This window comes from Pseudomonas medicaginis (assembly GCF_965119365.1).
Classification (GTDB): Bacteria; Pseudomonadota; Gammaproteobacteria; order Pseudomonadales; family Pseudomonadaceae; genus Aquipseudomonas.
This window is the reverse complement of the sequence record NZ_OZ221631.1, coordinates 6,304,899-6,321,065: the sequence shown is the minus strand read 5'-3', so window position 1 is coordinate 6,321,065 and position 16,167 is coordinate 6,304,899. Positions and strand designations below refer to the sequence as shown.

Here is a 16,167-nt window from a genome sequence, read left to right as displayed (position 1 = left end):
TAGGCACACAAATCTGATGCCGAAGCATATTCTCTGTGGGTGGGGCACCAAGGCTTGGGAAATATTGGAAACAAAAACGGAGCGTATGAACGCTCCGTTTCGGTGACAGTTCCGGCGATTACTTGCCGACCTGTTTTTCCTTGATTTCCGCCAGGGTCTTGCAATCGATGCACAGATCCGCGGTCGGTCGGGCTTCCAGGCGGCGAATGCCGATCTCGATGCCGCAGGACTCGCACCAACCGTATTCTTCGTCTTCGATCAGTTGCAGGGTCTTGTCGATTTTCTTGATGAGCTTGCGCTCACGGTCACGGGCGCGCAGTTCGAGGCTGAACTCTTCTTCCTGACTGGCACGGTCGGCCGGGTCGGGGAAGTTGGCCGCTTCGTCTTTCATGTGATCCACGGTGCGGTCGACTTCCTGCATCAAGTCCTGTTTCCACTTGTTCAGGATCTTGGTGAAGTGCGCGCGCATGGGGGCGCCCATGTACTCTTCGCCAGCTTGCGGGACGTAAGGCTCAAACCCGCTGAGCGACTGATTTTGATTTTGCTTTGCTTGGGTGGGCATGAATGGACCGCCTCTACTCTTGTAATCCACTACGCAGGATTGCTCCATCACCGACACCTGCCGGCCCTGCGGCTGCAAGCGGGCGAACTTACCAGATCAAATCGGGCCGCGCTACTCCCGGTTGTCGAGCCTGCGGCGGCCGGGGCCTGTAGAACCTGGCCGGGTTCGCTTCGGTGGGGATGTAAACCTGCTCAATGCTTGATTCTAGTCAAGCCTGGGCCAATCGCGGGAGTCATTTCCTGCAATCCGAGGGCTCAGACCGCTTTGGGTTCGTGCTCGTTCCCGCAGTGGTTCCCGAGTTGGGTAGAATCGGTTCTTTTTCCCCTGAAGGAAGGCCAATGGCTCAGCCCTACAGTGCGCGCAGCCGCGCCATCGAACCTTTCCATGTGATGGCGTTGCTGGCCCGTGCCAATGAACTGCAAGCCGCCGGGCATGACGTGATCCACCTGGAGATCGGCGAGCCGGATTTCATCACCGCCGAGCCGATCATCCAGGCCGGCCAGGCAGCGCTGGCGGCGGGCAAGACCCGTTACACCGCGGCCCGGGGCATCCCTGAGCTGCGCGAGGCCATCTCGGGGTTTTACGAGCAGCGCTATGGGGTCGATATCGATCCTCGACGCATCATGATCACGCCGGGCGGTTCTGGCGCGTTGCTGCTGGCCAGCGCCTTGCTGGTGGACCCGGGCAAGCATTGGCTGTTGGCCGACCCCGGCTATCCGTGCAATCGTCATTTCCTGCGTCTGGTGGAAGGCGCGGCACAATTGGTGCCCGTCGGGCCGGATGTGCGCTACCAATTGACGCCCGACCTGGTGAATCGCTATTGGGACCAGGACAGCGTCGGTGCGTTGGTGGCCTCGCCGGCCAACCCGACCGGGACGATTCTCTCCCGGGACGAGCTGGCGGGGTTGTCCAAGGCCATCAAGGGCTACAACGGCCATCTGGTGGTGGACGAGATCTATCATGGCCTGACCTATGGCACTGACGCGGCCAGCGTGCTGGAAGTCGACGACGAGGCCTTTGTCCTCAACAGTTTTTCCAAGTATTTCGGCATGACCGGCTGGCGGCTTGGCTGGCTGGTGGCCCCTTCGGCGGCCATCGGCGAGCTGGAAAAGCTTGCGCAGAACCTCTACATCAGTGCGCCGAGCATGGCCCAGTACGCTGCACTGGCCTGTTTCGAGCCCGCCACCATCGAAATCTTCGAGCAGCGTCGGGCCGAGTTCGCGCTGCGCCGCGACTTTCTGCTGCCGGCCTTGCGGGAGTTGGGCTTCGGTATCGCGGTGGAGCCGCAAGGGGCGTTTTACCTCTATGCCGATATCAGCGCGTTCGGCGGCGATGCCTTCGCGTTCTGTCAGCACTTCCTGGAAACCGAACACGTGGCCTTCACGCCGGGTCTGGATTTCGGCCGCCATCAAGCCGGTCACCATGTGCGTTTCGCCTACACACAAAGCCTGCCCCGGCTACAGGAAGCGGTGGCGCGAATCGAACGCGGACTACGGAGCTGGCAAGGCTGATGCGTTTTTCTCCTGCACTGGAAGAGGGGCGCCTGATTCGACGTTACAAGCGTTTTCTCGCTGATATCGAGACCGTTCACGGCGAACTCCTCACTATCCACTGTCCCAACACCGGGTCGATGCTCAATTGCATGGCCGAAGGCGCGCGCGTCTGGTTCAGCCTATCCAGCGACCCCAAGCGCAAGTTGCCCGGTACTTGGGAAATCGGTGAAACCCCTCAGGGACGGCTCGCCTGCATCAATACCGCGCGGGCCAACGCCCTGGTTGAAGAGGCCTTGCGCGCTGGCGTCATCCGCGAACTGAACGGGTTTACCGGGCTCAAGCGTGAAGTGGCTTATGGCGTTGAAAACAGCCGTATCGATTTTCGCCTGGACTACGACCACGGCTCGGCCTGGGTCGAAGTCAAAAGTGTCACGCTGGGGTTCGATGGCACGAATGTGGCGGCGTTTCCCGATGCGGTGACCCTGCGCGGGGCCAAGCACCTGAGGGAACTCGCCTGCCTGGCCCGGGAAGGTGTGCGGGCGGTGCAGTTGTATTGTGTGAACCTGAGTGGCATCGAAGCGGTGCGCCCGGCACAGGAAATCGACCCGGTGTACGCCGCTGCCCTGCGTGATGCGGTGGCGGCGGGTGTGGAGGTGCTGGCCTACGGGGTCACGCTGACGCCCGAGCAGATGTGGGTGGATCGCGCGTTGCCGGTGTTGCTAGAGCTCGACCCAGATGCCTTGCTCGTCTTCCCGGCTGTCTAGGGCCGCGAGGAACTGACCGGCGCAGGGGCCCGCCACGCATTCGCCGCTTTCTATCAGGAACAGCGCGCCGTGGGTCGCGCACTGGATCAGGCTGGCACTGGGGTCGAGGAACTGGTCGGGTTGCCATTCCAGCGGCACGCCCCGGTGCGGGCAGCGGTTGAGATAGGCATAGACCTGGCCGGAGCGCCGCACGGCCAGTACTTTGCGCCCATCGAGGTCGAAACCGCGACTGCCGTTGTCCGGCAGTTCGGCGGCGGTACAAAGAAACCTCATGTGTGTCTCTATATGTCTGTCGGAGTGAGCCTCTGTGGGAGCGAGCTTGCTCGCGATGACGGCGGCACATTCAACCTCTCAGTGACTGACAGGCCGCTATCTCGAGCAAGCTCGCTCCCACAGGTTTCGTGTGGCAAAAGATCCATCCTTGACGATCAAATGAAAACAATTATCAAATGGCGCCTCCTTCGCAGGTGGCAGAGGATACGTGGCCCGGCCCTGTCCTGCGAAAAATTTCTTTGAGGAAGCTGCCTCCATGAACCTGGACATCCGCGTTGTTGTGCTCTTTGTCGCACTGCTGGTCAACCAGGGGGCCAGCGCGGCCCAATTGCCGCAACGCTGGGTCAGTGCCGGCGGCGCCGTGTCGGAGTGGGTCAGTGCGCTGGGGGGTGAATCGAAACTGGTGGGCGTGGACACCACCAGCCAGCATCCTGAATCCTTGCGGGCCTTACCCAGTGTTGGCTATCAGCGACAGCTGTCGGCAGAGGGCGTGCTGAGCCTGCGTCCGCAGATCCTGGTGGGCACTGAGGAAATGGGGCCACCGCCCGTGTTGGCGCAAATTCGCAGCGCCGGTGTGCAGGTCGAACTGTTCTCGGCCACGCCAGACCTGCCAACCTTGCAGGGCAATTTGCAACACCTGGGGCAGTTGCTGGGGGCGCAGGCCATGGCGGCACGGCTGTTCGAGCATTATCAGGAACAACTCACCCAGCAACAGGCCCGGGTGACCGAGGCCCAGCGCAAACAAAAGGCGCCCGGCGTCTTGCTGTTGGTGGGCAGTTCCGGCGGCAAGCCACTGGTGGCGGGCAAGGGCACGGCCGCCGACTGGTTGTTGCAGCGGGCCGGCGGTCACAATCTGGCGACCCACAGCGGCTACAAGTCTTTTTCCGTGGAAACCCTGGCCAGCCTGAATCCTGAAGTGCTGATCTTTGCTGACCGTGCCTTGAGCGGTGAAGCAGCCCGTGCGGCGCTGTTCAGGGAAAACCCGATTCTTTCCTCGACCCGGGCCGCCAGGGACGGGCGCGTCATGGAACTTGATCCGACGCTGTTGGTAGGCGGATTGGGCCCGCGGTTGCCACAAAGCCTGGTGACACTGACGGCGGGCTTCTATCCGGCTGCGTCGGCCACGTCGCCATGACCTCGTTGGTCAAGCCACGCACCTTGTTCATCGGTCTGGGCCTGCTGTGTCTGCTGGCGACCTGGCTATCCCTGGCCCTGGGGCCGGTGAGTTTGCCGCTGCTGGACACCCTGCGCGCCGCTTTGCGCCTGATGGGTTTGCCGGTGGCCGCCGATGGCCTGGAACAGGCCGAGCTGATTCTCGGCCAGATCCGTTTGCCACGCACCCTGCTCGGCTTGGCGGTGGGCGGGGTGTTGGCGTTGTCCGGTGTGGCGATGCAGGGGCTGTTCCGTAATCCGCTGGCCGACCCGGGGCTGGTGGGTGTGTCCAGTGGTGCGGCACTGGGTGCCGCGTTCGCCATTGTCGCTGGCTCGGCCCTGGGCGGATTGCCCGAAGCCTTCGGCCCTTACGTATTGTCGTTGTGTGCGTTCCTTGGCGGGCTCGGCGTGACAGCACTGGTCTATCGTCTCGGCCGCCGCAACGGCCAGACCCATGTCGCGACCATGCTCCTGGCGGGCATTGCCCTGACTGCGCTGTCCGGTTCTGCCGTCGGCCTCTTCACTTACCTGGCGGATGACGCGACCCTGCGCACCCTGACGTTCTGGAACCTGGGCAGTCTCAATGGCGCCAGTTACGCGAGGTTGTGGCCGTTGCTGCTGGTCAGCGTCGGTGTGGCGCTCTGGTTGCCACGCCGGGCCCGGCAACTCAATGCGCTGTTGCTGGGCGAGTCCGAAGCTGCCCACTTGGGCGTTAATGTCGAAGCCCTCAAGCGTGAGTTGGTCTTATGTACGGCCTTGGGGGTTGGCGCAGCGGTGGCGGCGGCGGGCATGATCGGTTTCGTCGGGCTGGTGGTGCCGCACCTGGTGCGCCTGGTGGCCGGTCCCGACCAACGTGTGTTGCTGCCCGCGTCGGTGCTGGCGGGGGCGAGCCTGTTGCTGCTCGCTGACTTGGTGGCACGCTTGGCGCTGGCCCCCGCGGAATTGCCGATCGGCATCGTCACGGCCTTCATCGGCGCGCCGTTCTTCCTCTATCTATTGGTACGAGGGCGCGCCTGATGTTGCGAGCACAGAACCTGCACATTCAGCGTGGCCGGAACACCGTGTTGGCGGACATCGATCTAATGCTCAATCCGGGCGAAGTACTGGGTGTGCTCGGGCCCAACGGTGCGGGCAAAAGTACCTTGCTGGCGGGCCTGTGTGGCGAATTACGCCCGAGCCAGGGGCAGGTCTGGCTCGATGAGCGGCCACTGGCCCAATGGCAGGGGACCGAGCGCGCCCGTCGCCTGGCGGTCTTGCCGCAGTCCTCGACTCTGGATTTTGCCTTTCGCGTCGAGGAAGTCGTCGGCATGGGGCGCTTGCCGCACCAGAGTGGCCGGTTGTGCGACGAGCAAATCGTCGCCGCGGCGCTGCAAGCGGCAGACGCCGCGCACCTGCACGGGCGCAGTTACCTGGCCTTGTCCGGCGGCGAACGCCAGCGGGTGCACCTGGCGCGGGTGTTGGCGCAGTTGTGGCCGGGGGAAGCGGGGCAGACCCTGTTGCTGGACGAGCCGACCTCGATGCTCGATCCGTTGCATCAGCACACCATCCTCCAGGCGGTGCGTGAGTTCGCTAGTCGTGGCGCTGCCGTGCTGGTGATCCTGCATGACCTGAACCTGGCGGCGCGCTACTGTGATCGCTTGTTGCTGCTTGCGTCCGGCCGACCGGTGGCCCTGGACACGCCCCGGCACGTCCTGCGCCCGGAACCGCTCAAGGCGGTGTTTGGCCTGGATGTGCTGGTGCAAGACCATCCGGAGCGCGGGCATCCATTGATCATTGCCCGCTGAGGGCGTCCTGGAGGATATGAACGTGCGCCTGCTCCTGATTCTGGCATTGAGTGTGCTGACGGCGTGTCAGAGCCACGTACCGCCTCCGCTCGGCGGGCGAATCCGTGACTTGCACAATGGCCAGGCCATGACGCCCCAGGCGTTGGTCGAGCGCTTGGCAAGCGCCCCCCGTGTGGTGGTAGGGGAGCAGCACGACAATCGCGATCACCACGCACTCCAGGTTTGGCTGCTCCAGGCCCTGGCGGGGCAGCGGGCCCAGGGCAGTCTGTTGCTGGAAATGCTTACCCCCGCCCAGCAGCCGCGCGTTGATTCGGTCCGCCAGCTACCCGCCTTGCCGAAGGACCTGCCCAGCGCACTGGACTGGTCCCCCGGCTGGGATTGGAGCCTGTATGGACCCGTCGTCGAGTTTGCCCTGGCGCAGCGCTATCCGTTGCTGGCCGCCAACCTGGACGCCGGCGAGATCCAGCGTTTCTATCGAAAAGCGCCCAGTTTGATGGGCACTCGTTCCAATGCCGCTACGGTAAAAGAGGCGTTGTTGGGACAGATTCGTGAATCCCACTGTGGTTTGCTGCCAGAGTCGCAATTGCCGCCGATGTTGGCCGTGCAGCAACAGCGTGACCGGCGCATGGCCGAACGTTTGCTGCAGGCGCCGACGCCGACATTGTTGTTCGCCGGCGCCTGGCATGGGCGCAAAGATGTCGGCGTGCCGCTGCATGCGTTGGATCTTGGCGCCAGTGAAGCACCGATCGTCCTGATGCTGGCCGAGGAGGGCAGTGACGTGAACTCGTCCATGGCGGACTACGTGTGGTACACCCCGGCCATGCCGCCCCAGGATTATTGCGCGCAGATGCGTGAACACATCGGTCAGTGATATTGCAGGCAAAAAAAGACCCGGCAAGAGCCGGGTCAAATAACCGTGATTAGCCTGATGAGGAGATATCTGAGAGTCCGAACCAAGGGCTGTTCAAATATCGACCAGTCTCGCGACCGGATGTGGTAATCATAGCGATTCTCATTACCATGTCAAACGTTGTTTTGCGATTTATCGAAATAATCTTTCGGCCAAGGTTCGCATTGGAAACGAAAGAGACCTCAGGCCTTGTGACGCGTCGAAATGGCATCCAGCTGCTTATTCAGGGCTTCCTTGCGTTCAGCGGGGATGTCATTCCAATGCACATCCATCAACGCGCCCTCGATGGCGTACAGCAACACCTTGGACGCCCGGAAGCCGCGCGTGCGCACAGCGCGATAGGCGTCCACCGCCCCGAGCCGGCGTAGATCGGAAGCGCTGTGGATACCCACGGCGTGCAGCCACTGGGCCGATGTCTTGCCCAGATTCTTCAGGTGTTGCAGTTCATCATTCATCGAGCCTCCTTGCGACGGCCGACTGGTGCGGTGGGCAAGCTTCTGAGCAGTGTAGCGGTCAGTAGGAAAAGCGTGGTTCTTTGGTGGGATTCGACGCAAAAGCTTCTAATGCATTACGCACGATGAGGTGGGAAAGGGCTGCATTCTCCAGCGCAAGCGGGGGCGCTGGAGATTTGTAGGGTTGGGTCGCGGCAGGTCACCTGTTGGCCGACCCGACTCAAACACTGTCAGCGGGTGCGGTAGCGCAGCCGGGTGCCGAAGTTCATCGACATGAGGATTTCGTCCGCAGACAGTTCGGGCGGGAAGTAGGCCCCGGATATCTGTGCATGGGCCAGGCTCGCCCCTTCCAATGACGACTTGCGAAAATCGATGCCGCGCAGATCTGCGGAGCGGAAGTAGGCGTCGCTGAAATCAACGTCGTCTGCGTTCAGTTCCCGCAGATCCAGGCCGCGAAAATCGCCGCCGCGCATGTCGACCGGACCTTGTGGGCGTTCGCTGTTGAACCCGGCGATATCGTCTTTGCGCAGCAAGGCATAAAGCGGGGTAGTGAGAAGCTTGGGGAGGCTCATTTCATATCACCTGTTGGTTTTATGACGCCAGTATAGTGCCACTATTTGGCGACCGTGAAGCCGAGCATCGCTTCACGGCCGAAATAGTGGCCTAGAGGCCTGGCAGGCGCTGACGGATCTGGGCGACCACGACGTCGAGCGTGCCGCTTTCGTTGGTTTGGACCCGTTTGCTGCAGAGAATTTCCGCCGGGGTCAGGGCTTCACGGCTGGATTGTTGTGCGGCAATGACCGCCAGATTCGCATCGGAAGGGTCTTGCTGATCGGCCTGGCGCTGTGCCAACCGGCTTTCGATGACGGCTTGCGGCGCCTCGCAGTCGAGGATCAGGAACGGAGTGCCGGTGGCCTCGGCGACTTTTGCCGCGGCGTCGCGCTGATCGTGCTTGAGATAGGTGGCATCGATCACCACCGCAAATCCGGCGCGCAGGATCGTCGCGGCGACTTCATGCAGGCGGGCGTAGGTGGCGTTGCTCGCGTCGCTGCTATAAATGCCGGACTGGGGGGTGTTGGGGACCTGTTGCTGGCCGAACAAGCGCTTGCGCTCGACATCCGAACGCAGGCGAATGGCGCCCAGTGCTTCTACCAGGCGCATCGCCACATGGCTTTTGCCAACGGCCGAAACGCCGTGGGTGATAGCCAGGAAGGGCGAAGGAATGGTGCTGTAGCTTTCGGCCAGGTTGGCGTAGTTGCGGTATTGGCGCAGGGTGGTGGCGCGCTGCACTGGATCGGCTTCGGCCGGCATGCTGAACAGCGCGACTTTTGCCCGGACGAGGGCACGGTAGGCTTTATAGAAGTTCAGCAGTTCCAGGCCCTGGTAATCGCCGGTCAGTTCCAGATACTGGCTGACGAAACGCCGCGCCAGGGACTTGAGGCCGCGATCTTCCAGGTCCATCGCCAGGAATCCGGTGTCGGCGTAGACGTCGGTGAAACGGAACGGTTCGTTGAATTCGATGCAATCGAAAATCACCACTTTGCCGTCGATCACGGTCGCGTTGCCCAAGTGGATATCACCGTGGCATTCGCGGATGAAGCCTTCGGCCTTGCGCTGGGTGAGCAGTGGCTTGAGGCGTTCGAAACTGCTTTCGGCCCAGGCTTGCAGCGCTTCGAGTTGCAGCAGGTCGGCCTTGTCGTTGAGGAATGGGCGGATCTGCTCGAAGTTCTGCAGCACCGGCGCCATCACGCTTTGCGGCGTGCCGGCGGCGTTCTCGGCGGGCACCTTGGGCGTGGCGAGGTGGAACTGGGCGATCTGGGCCGCCATCTCGTCGATGTGCGCGGTGGTCAGTTCGCCGTTGGCTTGCAGCGTGCTGAGCAATTGGCTCTGGGGGAACTGACGCATCTTCAGGGCGTATTCGATGGCCGGACCGTCGCCACCCAGCTGCGGCGCTTCGGCGCTGCCGGTGATTGGCAGGACGTCCAGGTACAGGTCCTGGGTCAGGCGCTGGTTGAGGCGCAACTCCTCACCACAGAAGTGCTTGCGCGCCTCGAGGCTGGTGAAATCGAGGAAGCCGAAGTTGACCGGCTTTTTGAGTTTGTAGGCATATGGCCCGGTGAGCAATACCCAGGAAATGTGAGTTTCGATGACCTGGAACTCTTCGACGGGATGCGGGTAGAGGGCCGGGTTTTGCAGGGCAGCGATCAGGGATTGGCTCACGGGCGGTCCTTCATAGACTGGAAAATTCAAGGCCGTCATTATGGCCGCAAGCCGCGCTAACGCAAACCGCTTGGCGGGCTCATGTTGAACCCCGACAAAGTGCGTATAATCCGCCGCCATGACTCGTACCCGATCCTCCCGTACCCCCAAGAAACCACCCGCCAGCCGCCTGCGGCCCTGGCTGGGCTGGGCCCTTAAACTCAGCCTGGTGGGCCTCGTCGTGCTCGCCGGTTTCGCGGTCTATCTCGATGCCGTGGTCCAGGAGAAATTCTCCGGCAAGCGCTGGACCATCCCGGCCAAGGTCTATGCCCGGCCGCTGGAACTGTTCGTCGGACAAAAGCTGAGCAAGGCTGATTTCCTGACCGAGCTCGATGCCTTGGGCTATCGCCGTGAAAGCGTAGCCAATGGTCCGGGGGCGGCCTCGGTCAACGGCAATACCATCGACCTCAACACCCGTGGTTTTCAGTTCTATGAAGGCATGGAGCAGGCGCAACCGGTGCGGGTGCGTTTTTCCGGCGACTACGTGGCTGCGCTGACCGGCGCCAACAACGCGAGCCTGTCGGTGGTGCGTCTTGAACCGTTGCTGATTGGTGGCCTGTACCCCAAGAACCTCGAAGACCGGATCCTGATCAAGATCGATCAGGTGCCACCGTTCCTGCTTGATACGCTGATCGCCGTCGAAGACCGCGATTTCTACCATCACTTCGGCGTCTCGCCCAAGTCGATTGCCCGGGCCATCTGGGTCAACGCATCCTCGGGGCATATGCGCCAGGGCGGCAGTACCCTGACCCAACAGTTGGTCAAGAACTTCTACCTGACCAACGAGCGCAGCCTGACGCGCAAACTGACCGAAGCCATGATGGCGCTGTTGCTGGAACTGCACTACGACAAGCAGGAGATCCTGGAGGCGTACCTCAACGAGGTGTTCGTCGGCCAGGACGGTCAACGGGCGGTCCACGGTTTTGGCCTTGCCAGCCAGTTCTTCTTCAGCCAGCCGCTGTCCGAGCTCAAGCTGCACCAGGTCGCGTTGCTGGTGGGCATGGTCAAGGGGCCGTCTTCCTACAACCCACGTCGTAATCCCGAACGTGCCCTCGAGCGGCGCAACCTGGTGCTCGACTTGCTGCAACAACAAGGTGTGGCGACGGCCGAGCAAGTCGAAGCAGCGAAAAAGATGCCGTTGGGCGTGACCAAGCGTGGCAGCCTGGCGGACAGTTCGTTCCCCGGCTTCATGGACCTGGTCAAGCGTCAGCTGCGGGAAGACTACCGCGACGAAGACTTGACCGAAGAAGGTCTGCGCATCTTCACCAGTTTCGACCCGATCCTGCAGATGAAGGCCGAGGCCTCGGTCGAGGACACCTTCAAGCGGCTGGGCGGGCGCAAGGGCGCCGACGAAGTCGAAGCGGCCATGGTGGTGACCAATCCTGAAACCGGTGAAGTCCAGGCCATGATCGGCAGTCGCCAGGCCAGTTTCGCCGGCTTCAACCGGGCCCTGGATGCGGTGCGCCCGATTGGCTCGCTGATCAAGCCGGCGGTGTACCTCACCGCTTTGGAAAAACCGAGCCAGTACACGCTGACCAGTTGGCTGTCGGACGAGACGTTCTCGGTCAAGGGCGCGGATGGCCAGGTCTGGAAACCGCAGAACTACGATCGTCGTTCCCACGGCACGGTGTTCCTCTACCAGGGGCTGGCGCATTCCTACAACCTTTCGACGGCTCGCCTCGGGCTGGAAGTCGGCGTGCCGAACGTACTCAAGACCCTTGCGCGCCTGGGGGTAAGCCGCGAATTCCCGGCCTTCCCGTCGATGCTGCTGGGGGCCGGTGGCCTTACGCCGATAGAAGTGGCGGCCATGTACCAGACGCTGGCCAATGGCGGCTTCAATACGCCGATGCGCGGGATTCGCAGCGTGTTGACCGCCGATGGCGAGCCGCTCAAGCGTTATCCGTTCCAGATCCAGCAGCGTTTCGATCCGGCCTCCATTTACCTGATCCAGAGCGCGATGCAGCGGGTCATGCGTGAAGGCACCGGCAGTTCGGTTTATAACGTGTTGCCCCGGACCCTGACGCTGGCGGGCAAGACCGGTACCAGTAACGACTCGCGCGACAGCTGGTTCGCCGGTTTCAGCCAAGACCTGCTGGCAGTGGTCTGGCTCGGGCGTGACGACAACGGCAAGACCCCGTTCACCGGTGCCACCGGCGCGCTGCAGGTCTGGACCAGTTTCATGCGCAAGGCCGACCCGCTGCCGCTCGACATGCCGCAACCGGACAACATCGTCCAGGCCTGGGTCGATTCGCGCACTGGCCAAGGTTCCGATGCCAACTGCCCCGGTGCCGTACAGATGCCGTATATTCGCGGCAGCGAACCGCCACCCGGTGCCGCCTGTGGCGGTACGAATCCTGCCGAATCGGTGATGGATTGGGTCAAGGACTGGATGAATTAAGCAAAGAGGGTTTCAAGTGAACAAGTGGTTGATTCCAGCGGTAACGGCCGTGGCTTTGCTCAGTGGTTGCTCTACCGTACAACGCGGTTCGATTCCGGTCGTTGACTCCGGCACGGCTGTGTCCAACGGCGAGCGGATCTCGGCCAACGGTGGTTTCCGTCAAACGACGGTGAAGCGGCCCGCGCAGGGCCAGGTCCAGGCAATCCCCCAGGGCGACACCGGTGTCGTCGTGATGGTGCCCGGTGGTGGCGCGACGACTTCGGCACCGATCAGCAGTACGCCGATCACGCCGGGCCCGATCACGCCAGGACCTATCGAAACCTCGCCGATCGATCAGGGCAGCTACAGCCTGCCTTCGACGCCGAGCAGCATCCCGTCGGCCAGTTCCGGTGGTTTGTCCGCCGATGAACAACTGGACGGCCCGGTGCTGGCCCTGCTGACCACGGCGCAACAGCAACAGGCCGGCGGTGACCTCAACGGTGCGTCGTCCAGCCTGGAGCGTGCCCAGCGTGTGGCGCCGCGCGAACCGCAGGTGCTTTATCGCCTGGCCCAGGTGCGCATGGCCCAGGGTGATGCGCCGCAAGCGGAACAACTGGCCCGCCGTGGCCTGACGTTCGCCAGTGGTCGCCCGGCACTTCAGGCCAGCCTGTGGGAATTGATCGCCCAGGCCCGTGAGAAACAAGGCGATTCGGCTGGCGCGGCGCTGGCCCGTCAGAAGGCCAAGGTTTCGCTCTGATGGATACGCGTTTTCCCCAAATCGCCGACCAGTTGCTGCTGATCGAGCGGGAGCTGCGGGTCCAGGGCTGGTGGAGCGAGGTTTCGCCTTCGGCGCAGGCGCTGGCCAGCGTCGAGCCGTTCGCGGTCGACACGCTGGACTTCGAGCAATGGCTGCAATGGATTTTCCTGCCCAGAATGAAAGCCATCCTGGAAAACGATCTGCCGCTGCCCAACGCCTCGGGCATCCTTGCCATGGCCGAGATGGTCTATGCCCAGCGGCCAGGGCAAGGCGCCGAGTTGCAGCGGCTGCTGGCGCAATTCGATCAGTTGATCAGCGACGTCGGCTGACTGTCACTACTGGCAGTGCTCCTCTATCTGCTGGCGGGTCTCATCGATCCGCTGGCGTCGTTCTTCCTCCGTAAGGCGGCGCATTTCCCCCTCCACGTCTTCGCGCACCCTGGGATTGTTCTGTAATTGGGCCAGGTTGGTCCGGGCTTGTTCGCAGAACGCCTTGAGCTGGGCTTCCTGCTCGGCTACCTGTTTCCTGACCTGTTCGTCGATGGCCTTCTGGTCGCCAATGACCCCGCCGGACGGCGGCGCTGTGGGTTTGGGGGCGGGAGGGGCGGACTTGATCACGGTCGTGGCCTCCGCGCCGTCAGGTGGTTGGGCGCCAAAATGGGTAACGCCCTGGGCGTCCACCCACTTATAGACCTGGCCGGCCATGCTTATCGGGCTCAGGCCAACCAGCAGGCTGGCCGTCAAGAAGATCATTCGCATGCTGTTTCCTTGTCTTGGGTTGCGCAATTGAAGCTAACACAGTTGCCGTTTAAGGGTTTTTTCTTGCGTTCTCATGCGCTTACTTCGAATAAAGCACATAGACGACTTGACTTGAAGGAGGCGAAACAGAAGAATCCAAAGTCCGCTGTAGAGGGGCTGCCAGAAGCAGGCCCACTCGGCAGATCATGAGGCGCACATCCGCGCCGACCTGTTACACCCGCAACGCGTTACCTCGCGCTGGGTGGGAAAGGCCCGCAACACTTGGGACGATCCCAATACTTGCTCAGTCAGTGCTGACGTAGTCGGCGACCACCGTCGCTCATGCTCTGCCGAGAAGTAAACCTATTAAGACCCGTCCCCTTTGTGGGGGTCGGTATTCTGGCGTTTTAGAGGTGAACAACGTGGAGCTTTTATCTGGCGGTGAGATGCTCGTCCGCTTTTTGCGTGACGAAGGCGTCAAATATATCTATGGGTACCCCGGTGGTGCTCTTCTTCATGTCTACGATGCCCTGTTCAAAGAACCGGAAGTGACCCACATCCTGGTTCGTCACGAGCAGGCGGCCACCCATATGGCTGATGGTTATGCCCGTGCGACCGGCAAGGCCGGCGTGGTCCTGGTGACTTCCGGTCCTGGCGCCACGAACGCCATTACCGGTATCGCCACCGCGTACATGGACTCCATCCCGATGGTGATCATCTCCGGCCAGGTGCCCAGCACCATGGTGGGCACCGATGCGTTCCAGGAAACCGACATGATCGGTATCTCCCGGCCGATCGTGAAACACAGCTTCATGATCAAGCACGCGTCGGAAATCCCGGAAGTCATGAAGAAGGCTTTCTACCTGGCCGAATCCGGTCGTCCGGGCCCGGTCGTGATCGATGTCCCGAAAGACATGACCAACCCGGCCGAAAAGTTCGAATACATCTTCCCGAAAAAAGCCAAGCTGCGTTCCTACAGCCCGGCGGTCCGTGGACACTCCGGGCAGATCCGCAAGGCGGCGGAAATGCTGCTGGCGGCCAAGCGCCCTGTGCTGTACTCCGGCGGTGGCGTGATCCTCGGCGGTGGCTCGGCGCCGCTGACCGAGCTGGCGAAAATGCTCAACCTGCCGGTCACCAATACGCTGATGGGCCTGGGTGCGTTCCCGGGTTCAGACCGTCAGTTCATCGGCATGCTCGGCATGCACGGCAGCTACACCGCCAACCTGGCGATGCACCACGCCGATGTGATCCTGGCGGTGGGCGCGCGTTTCGACGACCGTGTCATCAACGGTCCGGCGAAGTTCTGCCCGAACGCCAAGATCATCCACATCGACATCGACCCGGCGTCCATCTCCAAGACCATCAAGGCAGACGTGCCAATTGTCGGTCCGGTAGAGAGCGTGCTGACCGAAATGGTCGCTATTCTCAAGGAAATCGGCGAGGTTCCGAACAAGGAGTCCGTGGTCAGTTGGTGGAAGCAGGTCGATGAATGGCGTGGCGACCGCGGCCTGTTCCCTTATGACAAGGGCGACGGCAGCATGATCAAGCCGCAGACCGTGATCGAAACCCTGTGCGAAGTGACCAAGGGCGATGCCTTTGTGACCTCCGATGTGGGCCAGCACCAGATGTTTGCCGCGCAGTACTACAAGTTCGACAAACCCAACCGCTGGATCAACTCCGGTGGCCTGGGCACCATGGGCTTCGGTTTCCCGGCGGCCATGGGCATCAAGTTGAGCTTTCCGGAAGCCGATGTCGCTTGCGTCACGGGTGAAGGCAGCATCCAGATGAACATCCAGGAACTGTCCACCTGCCTGCAATACGGTTTGCCGGTGAAGATCGTGATCCTGAACAACGGTGTGTTGGGGATGGTTCGCCAGTGGCAGGACATGAGCTACGGCAGCCGTCACTCACACTCCTACATGGAATCGCTGCCTGATTTCGTCAAGCTGGCGGAGGCCTACGGTCACGTTGGCGTGCGCATCACCGAATCGAAGGATTTGAAGTCGAAGATGGAGGAAGCGTTCGCCATGAAGGATCGCCTGGTGGTGATCGATATCGCGGTCGACACCAGCGAGCACGTCTACCCGATGCAGATCAAAGACGGCTCCATGCGCGATATGTGGCTGAGCAAGACGGAGCGTACCTAATCATGCGACACATTATTTCCTTGCTTCTGGAAAACGAACCGGGTGCGCTGTCTCGTGTTGTAGGCCTGTTCTCGCAGCGCAACTACAACATCGAAAGCCTGACCGTGGCGCCAACCGAAGACCCGACCCTGTCGCGTCTGACGCTGACCACCGTGGGGCACGATGAAATCATCGAGCAGATCACCAAGAACCTGAACAAGCTGATCGAGGTGGTCAAGCTGGTGGACCTGTCGGAAAGCGCTCACATCGAGCGTGAACTGATGCTGGTCAAGGTCAAGGCCACCGGCGCCCAGCGCGCCGAGATCAAGCGTACTACCGATATTTATCGTGGGCAGATCGTCGATGTCAGCGCCAGCGTCTATACCGTTCAGTTGACCGGTACCAGCGACAAGCTCGACAGCTTCATCCAATCGATCGGCACTGCCTCGATTCTGGAAACCGTACGCAGTGGCGTCACCGGGATTGCCCGTGGCGACAAAGTACTGAGCATCTAAACCAAA

General features: G+C 61.9%; 17 protein-coding genes. 11 read left to right on the top strand and 6 right to left on the bottom strand.

Going from position 1 to position 16,167, the window contains the following annotated elements; genetic code table 11:
• Positions 1-118: 118 nt before the first annotated feature.
• A complete protein-coding gene (dksA, locus tag ACMTA2_RS27885) occupies positions 119-562 on the bottom strand; it encodes an RNA polymerase-binding protein DksA (protein WP_003205639.1) in 444 nt (147 codons plus the stop codon).
• A 338-nt stretch (positions 563-900) separates the two neighbouring features.
• On the opposite strand from dksA, the gene ACMTA2_RS27880 reads away from it, so the two are divergent.
• Positions 901-2,073: a pyridoxal phosphate-dependent aminotransferase gene (locus ACMTA2_RS27880; RefSeq protein WP_413792661.1), complete on the top strand. Its 1,173-nt coding sequence runs from the start codon at positions 901-903 to the stop codon at positions 2,071-2,073.
• The gene (sfsA, locus tag ACMTA2_RS27875; RefSeq protein ID WP_413792660.1) at positions 2,073-2,819 is read left to right on the top strand and encodes a DNA/RNA nuclease SfsA; all 747 of its coding nucleotides are present in this window, start codon (positions 2,073-2,075) and stop codon (positions 2,817-2,819) included. Before ACMTA2_RS27880 ends, sfsA begins: the two co-directional genes overlap by 1 nt.
• On the opposite strand, the gene ACMTA2_RS27870 is transcribed toward sfsA, so the two are convergent.
• Positions 2,775-3,092, bottom strand: coding sequence for a Rieske (2Fe-2S) protein (locus ACMTA2_RS27870; RefSeq protein WP_413792659.1), 318 nt, complete (start codon positions 3,090-3,092; stop codon positions 2,775-2,777). The two genes, sfsA and ACMTA2_RS27870, sit on opposite strands and share 45 nt — an antisense overlap.
• A gap of 256 nt (positions 3,093-3,348) precedes the next feature.
• Here ACMTA2_RS27870 and ACMTA2_RS27865 point away from each other — a divergent pair, with 256 nt between their 5' ends.
• From ACMTA2_RS27865 to ACMTA2_RS27850, 4 genes are read left to right on the top strand one after another with little or no spacing between them, the layout of a single operon-like run.
• Positions 3,349-4,227, top strand: coding sequence for a heme/hemin ABC transporter substrate-binding protein (locus ACMTA2_RS27865; protein ID WP_413792658.1), 879 nt, complete (start codon positions 3,349-3,351; stop codon positions 4,225-4,227).
• A gap of 50 nt (positions 4,228-4,277) precedes the next feature.
• On the top strand, positions 4,278-5,261 hold the full coding sequence (locus tag ACMTA2_RS27860) for a FecCD family ABC transporter permease (RefSeq protein ID WP_413795731.1): 984 nt from the start codon (positions 4,278-4,280) through the stop codon (positions 5,259-5,261).
• Complete coding sequence (locus ACMTA2_RS27855) at positions 5,261-6,028, top strand: heme ABC transporter ATP-binding protein (protein WP_413792657.1); 768 nt, start codon at positions 5,261-5,263, stop codon at positions 6,026-6,028. Before ACMTA2_RS27860 ends, ACMTA2_RS27855 begins: the two co-directional genes overlap by 1 nt.
• A gap of 16 nt (positions 6,029-6,044) precedes the next feature.
• Positions 6,045-6,899 carry a ChaN family lipoprotein gene (locus ACMTA2_RS27850; protein WP_413792656.1) on the top strand — a complete coding sequence of 285 codons (855 nt, stop codon included), beginning with the start codon at positions 6,045-6,047 and terminating at the stop codon, positions 6,897-6,899.
• Positions 6,900-7,120: 221 nt separating this feature from the next.
• On the opposite strand, the gene ACMTA2_RS27845 is transcribed toward ACMTA2_RS27850, so the two are convergent.
• The 3 genes from ACMTA2_RS27845 to ACMTA2_RS27835 form a co-directional block, all read right to left on the bottom strand.
• A complete protein-coding gene (locus ACMTA2_RS27845) occupies positions 7,121-7,393 on the bottom strand; it encodes a TfoX/Sxy family protein (protein ID WP_003205623.1) in 273 nt (90 codons plus the stop codon).
• Positions 7,394-7,620: 227 nt separating this feature from the next.
• Positions 7,621-7,962, bottom strand: a complete 342-nt coding sequence (locus tag ACMTA2_RS27840) for a pentapeptide repeat-containing protein (RefSeq protein ID WP_072411725.1) — start codon at positions 7,960-7,962, stop codon at positions 7,621-7,623.
• Between the two features lie 91 nt (positions 7,963-8,053).
• Positions 8,054-9,610 carry a bifunctional aminoglycoside phosphotransferase/ATP-binding protein gene (locus ACMTA2_RS27835; RefSeq protein WP_413792655.1) on the bottom strand — a complete coding sequence of 519 codons (1,557 nt, stop codon included), beginning with the start codon at positions 9,608-9,610 and terminating at the stop codon, positions 8,054-8,056.
• A 118-nt stretch (positions 9,611-9,728) separates the two neighbouring features.
• Between ACMTA2_RS27835 and mrcB the strand changes: the two genes are divergently transcribed.
• The 3 genes from mrcB to ACMTA2_RS27820 are packed head-to-tail and all read left to right on the top strand — an operon-like array spanning position 9,729 to position 13,112.
• Positions 9,729-12,047, top strand: a complete 2,319-nt coding sequence (gene mrcB / locus ACMTA2_RS27830; protein WP_413792654.1) for a penicillin-binding protein 1B — start codon at positions 9,729-9,731, stop codon at positions 12,045-12,047.
• Between the two features lie 16 nt (positions 12,048-12,063).
• The gene (locus ACMTA2_RS27825) at positions 12,064-12,783 is read left to right on the top strand and encodes a tetratricopeptide repeat protein (protein WP_413792653.1); all 720 of its coding nucleotides are present in this window, start codon (positions 12,064-12,066) and stop codon (positions 12,781-12,783) included.
• Positions 12,783-13,112 carry a YqcC family protein gene (locus tag ACMTA2_RS27820; protein WP_053125268.1) on the top strand — a complete coding sequence of 110 codons (330 nt, stop codon included), beginning with the start codon at positions 12,783-12,785 and terminating at the stop codon, positions 13,110-13,112. The genes ACMTA2_RS27825 and ACMTA2_RS27820 overlap by 1 nt, the downstream gene beginning before the upstream one ends.
• 6 nt (positions 13,113-13,118) lie before the next feature.
• Here ACMTA2_RS27820 and ACMTA2_RS27815 read toward each other — a convergent pair whose 3' ends face one another.
• Complete coding sequence (locus ACMTA2_RS27815; RefSeq protein WP_413792652.1) at positions 13,119-13,541, bottom strand: DUF4124 domain-containing protein; 423 nt, start codon at positions 13,539-13,541, stop codon at positions 13,119-13,121.
• Between the two features lie 401 nt (positions 13,542-13,942).
• Here ACMTA2_RS27815 and ACMTA2_RS27810 point away from each other — a divergent pair, with 401 nt between their 5' ends.
• Together ACMTA2_RS27810 and ilvN are read left to right on the top strand one after the other, a co-directional pair.
• Positions 13,943-15,667 (top strand): acetolactate synthase 3 large subunit, encoded by a 1,725-nt coding sequence (locus ACMTA2_RS27810; protein ID WP_413792651.1) that lies wholly within the window; start codon positions 13,943-13,945, stop codon positions 15,665-15,667.
• Positions 15,668-15,669: 2 nt separating this feature from the next.
• The gene (gene ilvN / locus ACMTA2_RS27805; protein WP_003205610.1) at positions 15,670-16,161 is read left to right on the top strand and encodes an acetolactate synthase small subunit; all 492 of its coding nucleotides are present in this window, start codon (positions 15,670-15,672) and stop codon (positions 16,159-16,161) included.
• Positions 16,162-16,167 lie beyond the last annotated feature (6 nt).

Bases quoted from the DNA above. Each gene is read 5' to 3' on its own strand.
- dksA (WP_003205639.1), bottom strand. From the start codon at position 562: ATGCCCACCCAAGCAAAGCAAAATCAAAATCAGTCGCTCAGCGGGTTT.
- ACMTA2_RS27845 (WP_003205623.1), bottom strand. From the start codon at position 7,393: ATGAATGATGAACTGCAACACCTGAAGAATCTGGGCAAGACATCGGCC.
- ACMTA2_RS27815 (WP_413792652.1), bottom strand. From the start codon at position 13,541: ATGCGAATGATCTTCTTGACGGCCAGCCTGCTGGTTGGCCTGAGCCCG.
- ACMTA2_RS27880 (WP_413792661.1), top strand. From the start codon at position 901: ATGGCTCAGCCCTACAGTGCGCGCAGCCGCGCCATCGAACCTTTCCAT.
- ACMTA2_RS27850 (WP_413792656.1), top strand. From the start codon at position 6,045: ATGAACGTGCGCCTGCTCCTGATTCTGGCATTGAGTGTGCTGACGGCG.
- ilvN (WP_003205610.1), top strand. From the start codon at position 15,670: ATGCGACACATTATTTCCTTGCTTCTGGAAAACGAACCGGGTGCGCTG.
- ACMTA2_RS27820 (WP_053125268.1), top strand. From the start codon at position 12,783: ATGGATACGCGTTTTCCCCAAATCGCCGACCAGTTGCTGCTGATCGAG.
- mrcB (WP_413792654.1), top strand. From the start codon at position 9,729: ATGACTCGTACCCGATCCTCCCGTACCCCCAAGAAACCACCCGCCAGC.
- ACMTA2_RS27840 (WP_072411725.1), bottom strand. From the start codon at position 7,962: ATGAGCCTCCCCAAGCTTCTCACTACCCCGCTTTATGCCTTGCTGCGC.
- sfsA (WP_413792660.1), top strand. From the start codon at position 2,073: ATGCGTTTTTCTCCTGCACTGGAAGAGGGGCGCCTGATTCGACGTTAC.
- ACMTA2_RS27865 (WP_413792658.1), top strand. From the start codon at position 3,349: ATGAACCTGGACATCCGCGTTGTTGTGCTCTTTGTCGCACTGCTGGTC.
- ACMTA2_RS27855 (WP_413792657.1), top strand. From the start codon at position 5,261: ATGTTGCGAGCACAGAACCTGCACATTCAGCGTGGCCGGAACACCGTG.
- ACMTA2_RS27870 (WP_413792659.1), bottom strand. From the start codon at position 3,092: ATGAGGTTTCTTTGTACCGCCGCCGAACTGCCGGACAACGGCAGTCGC.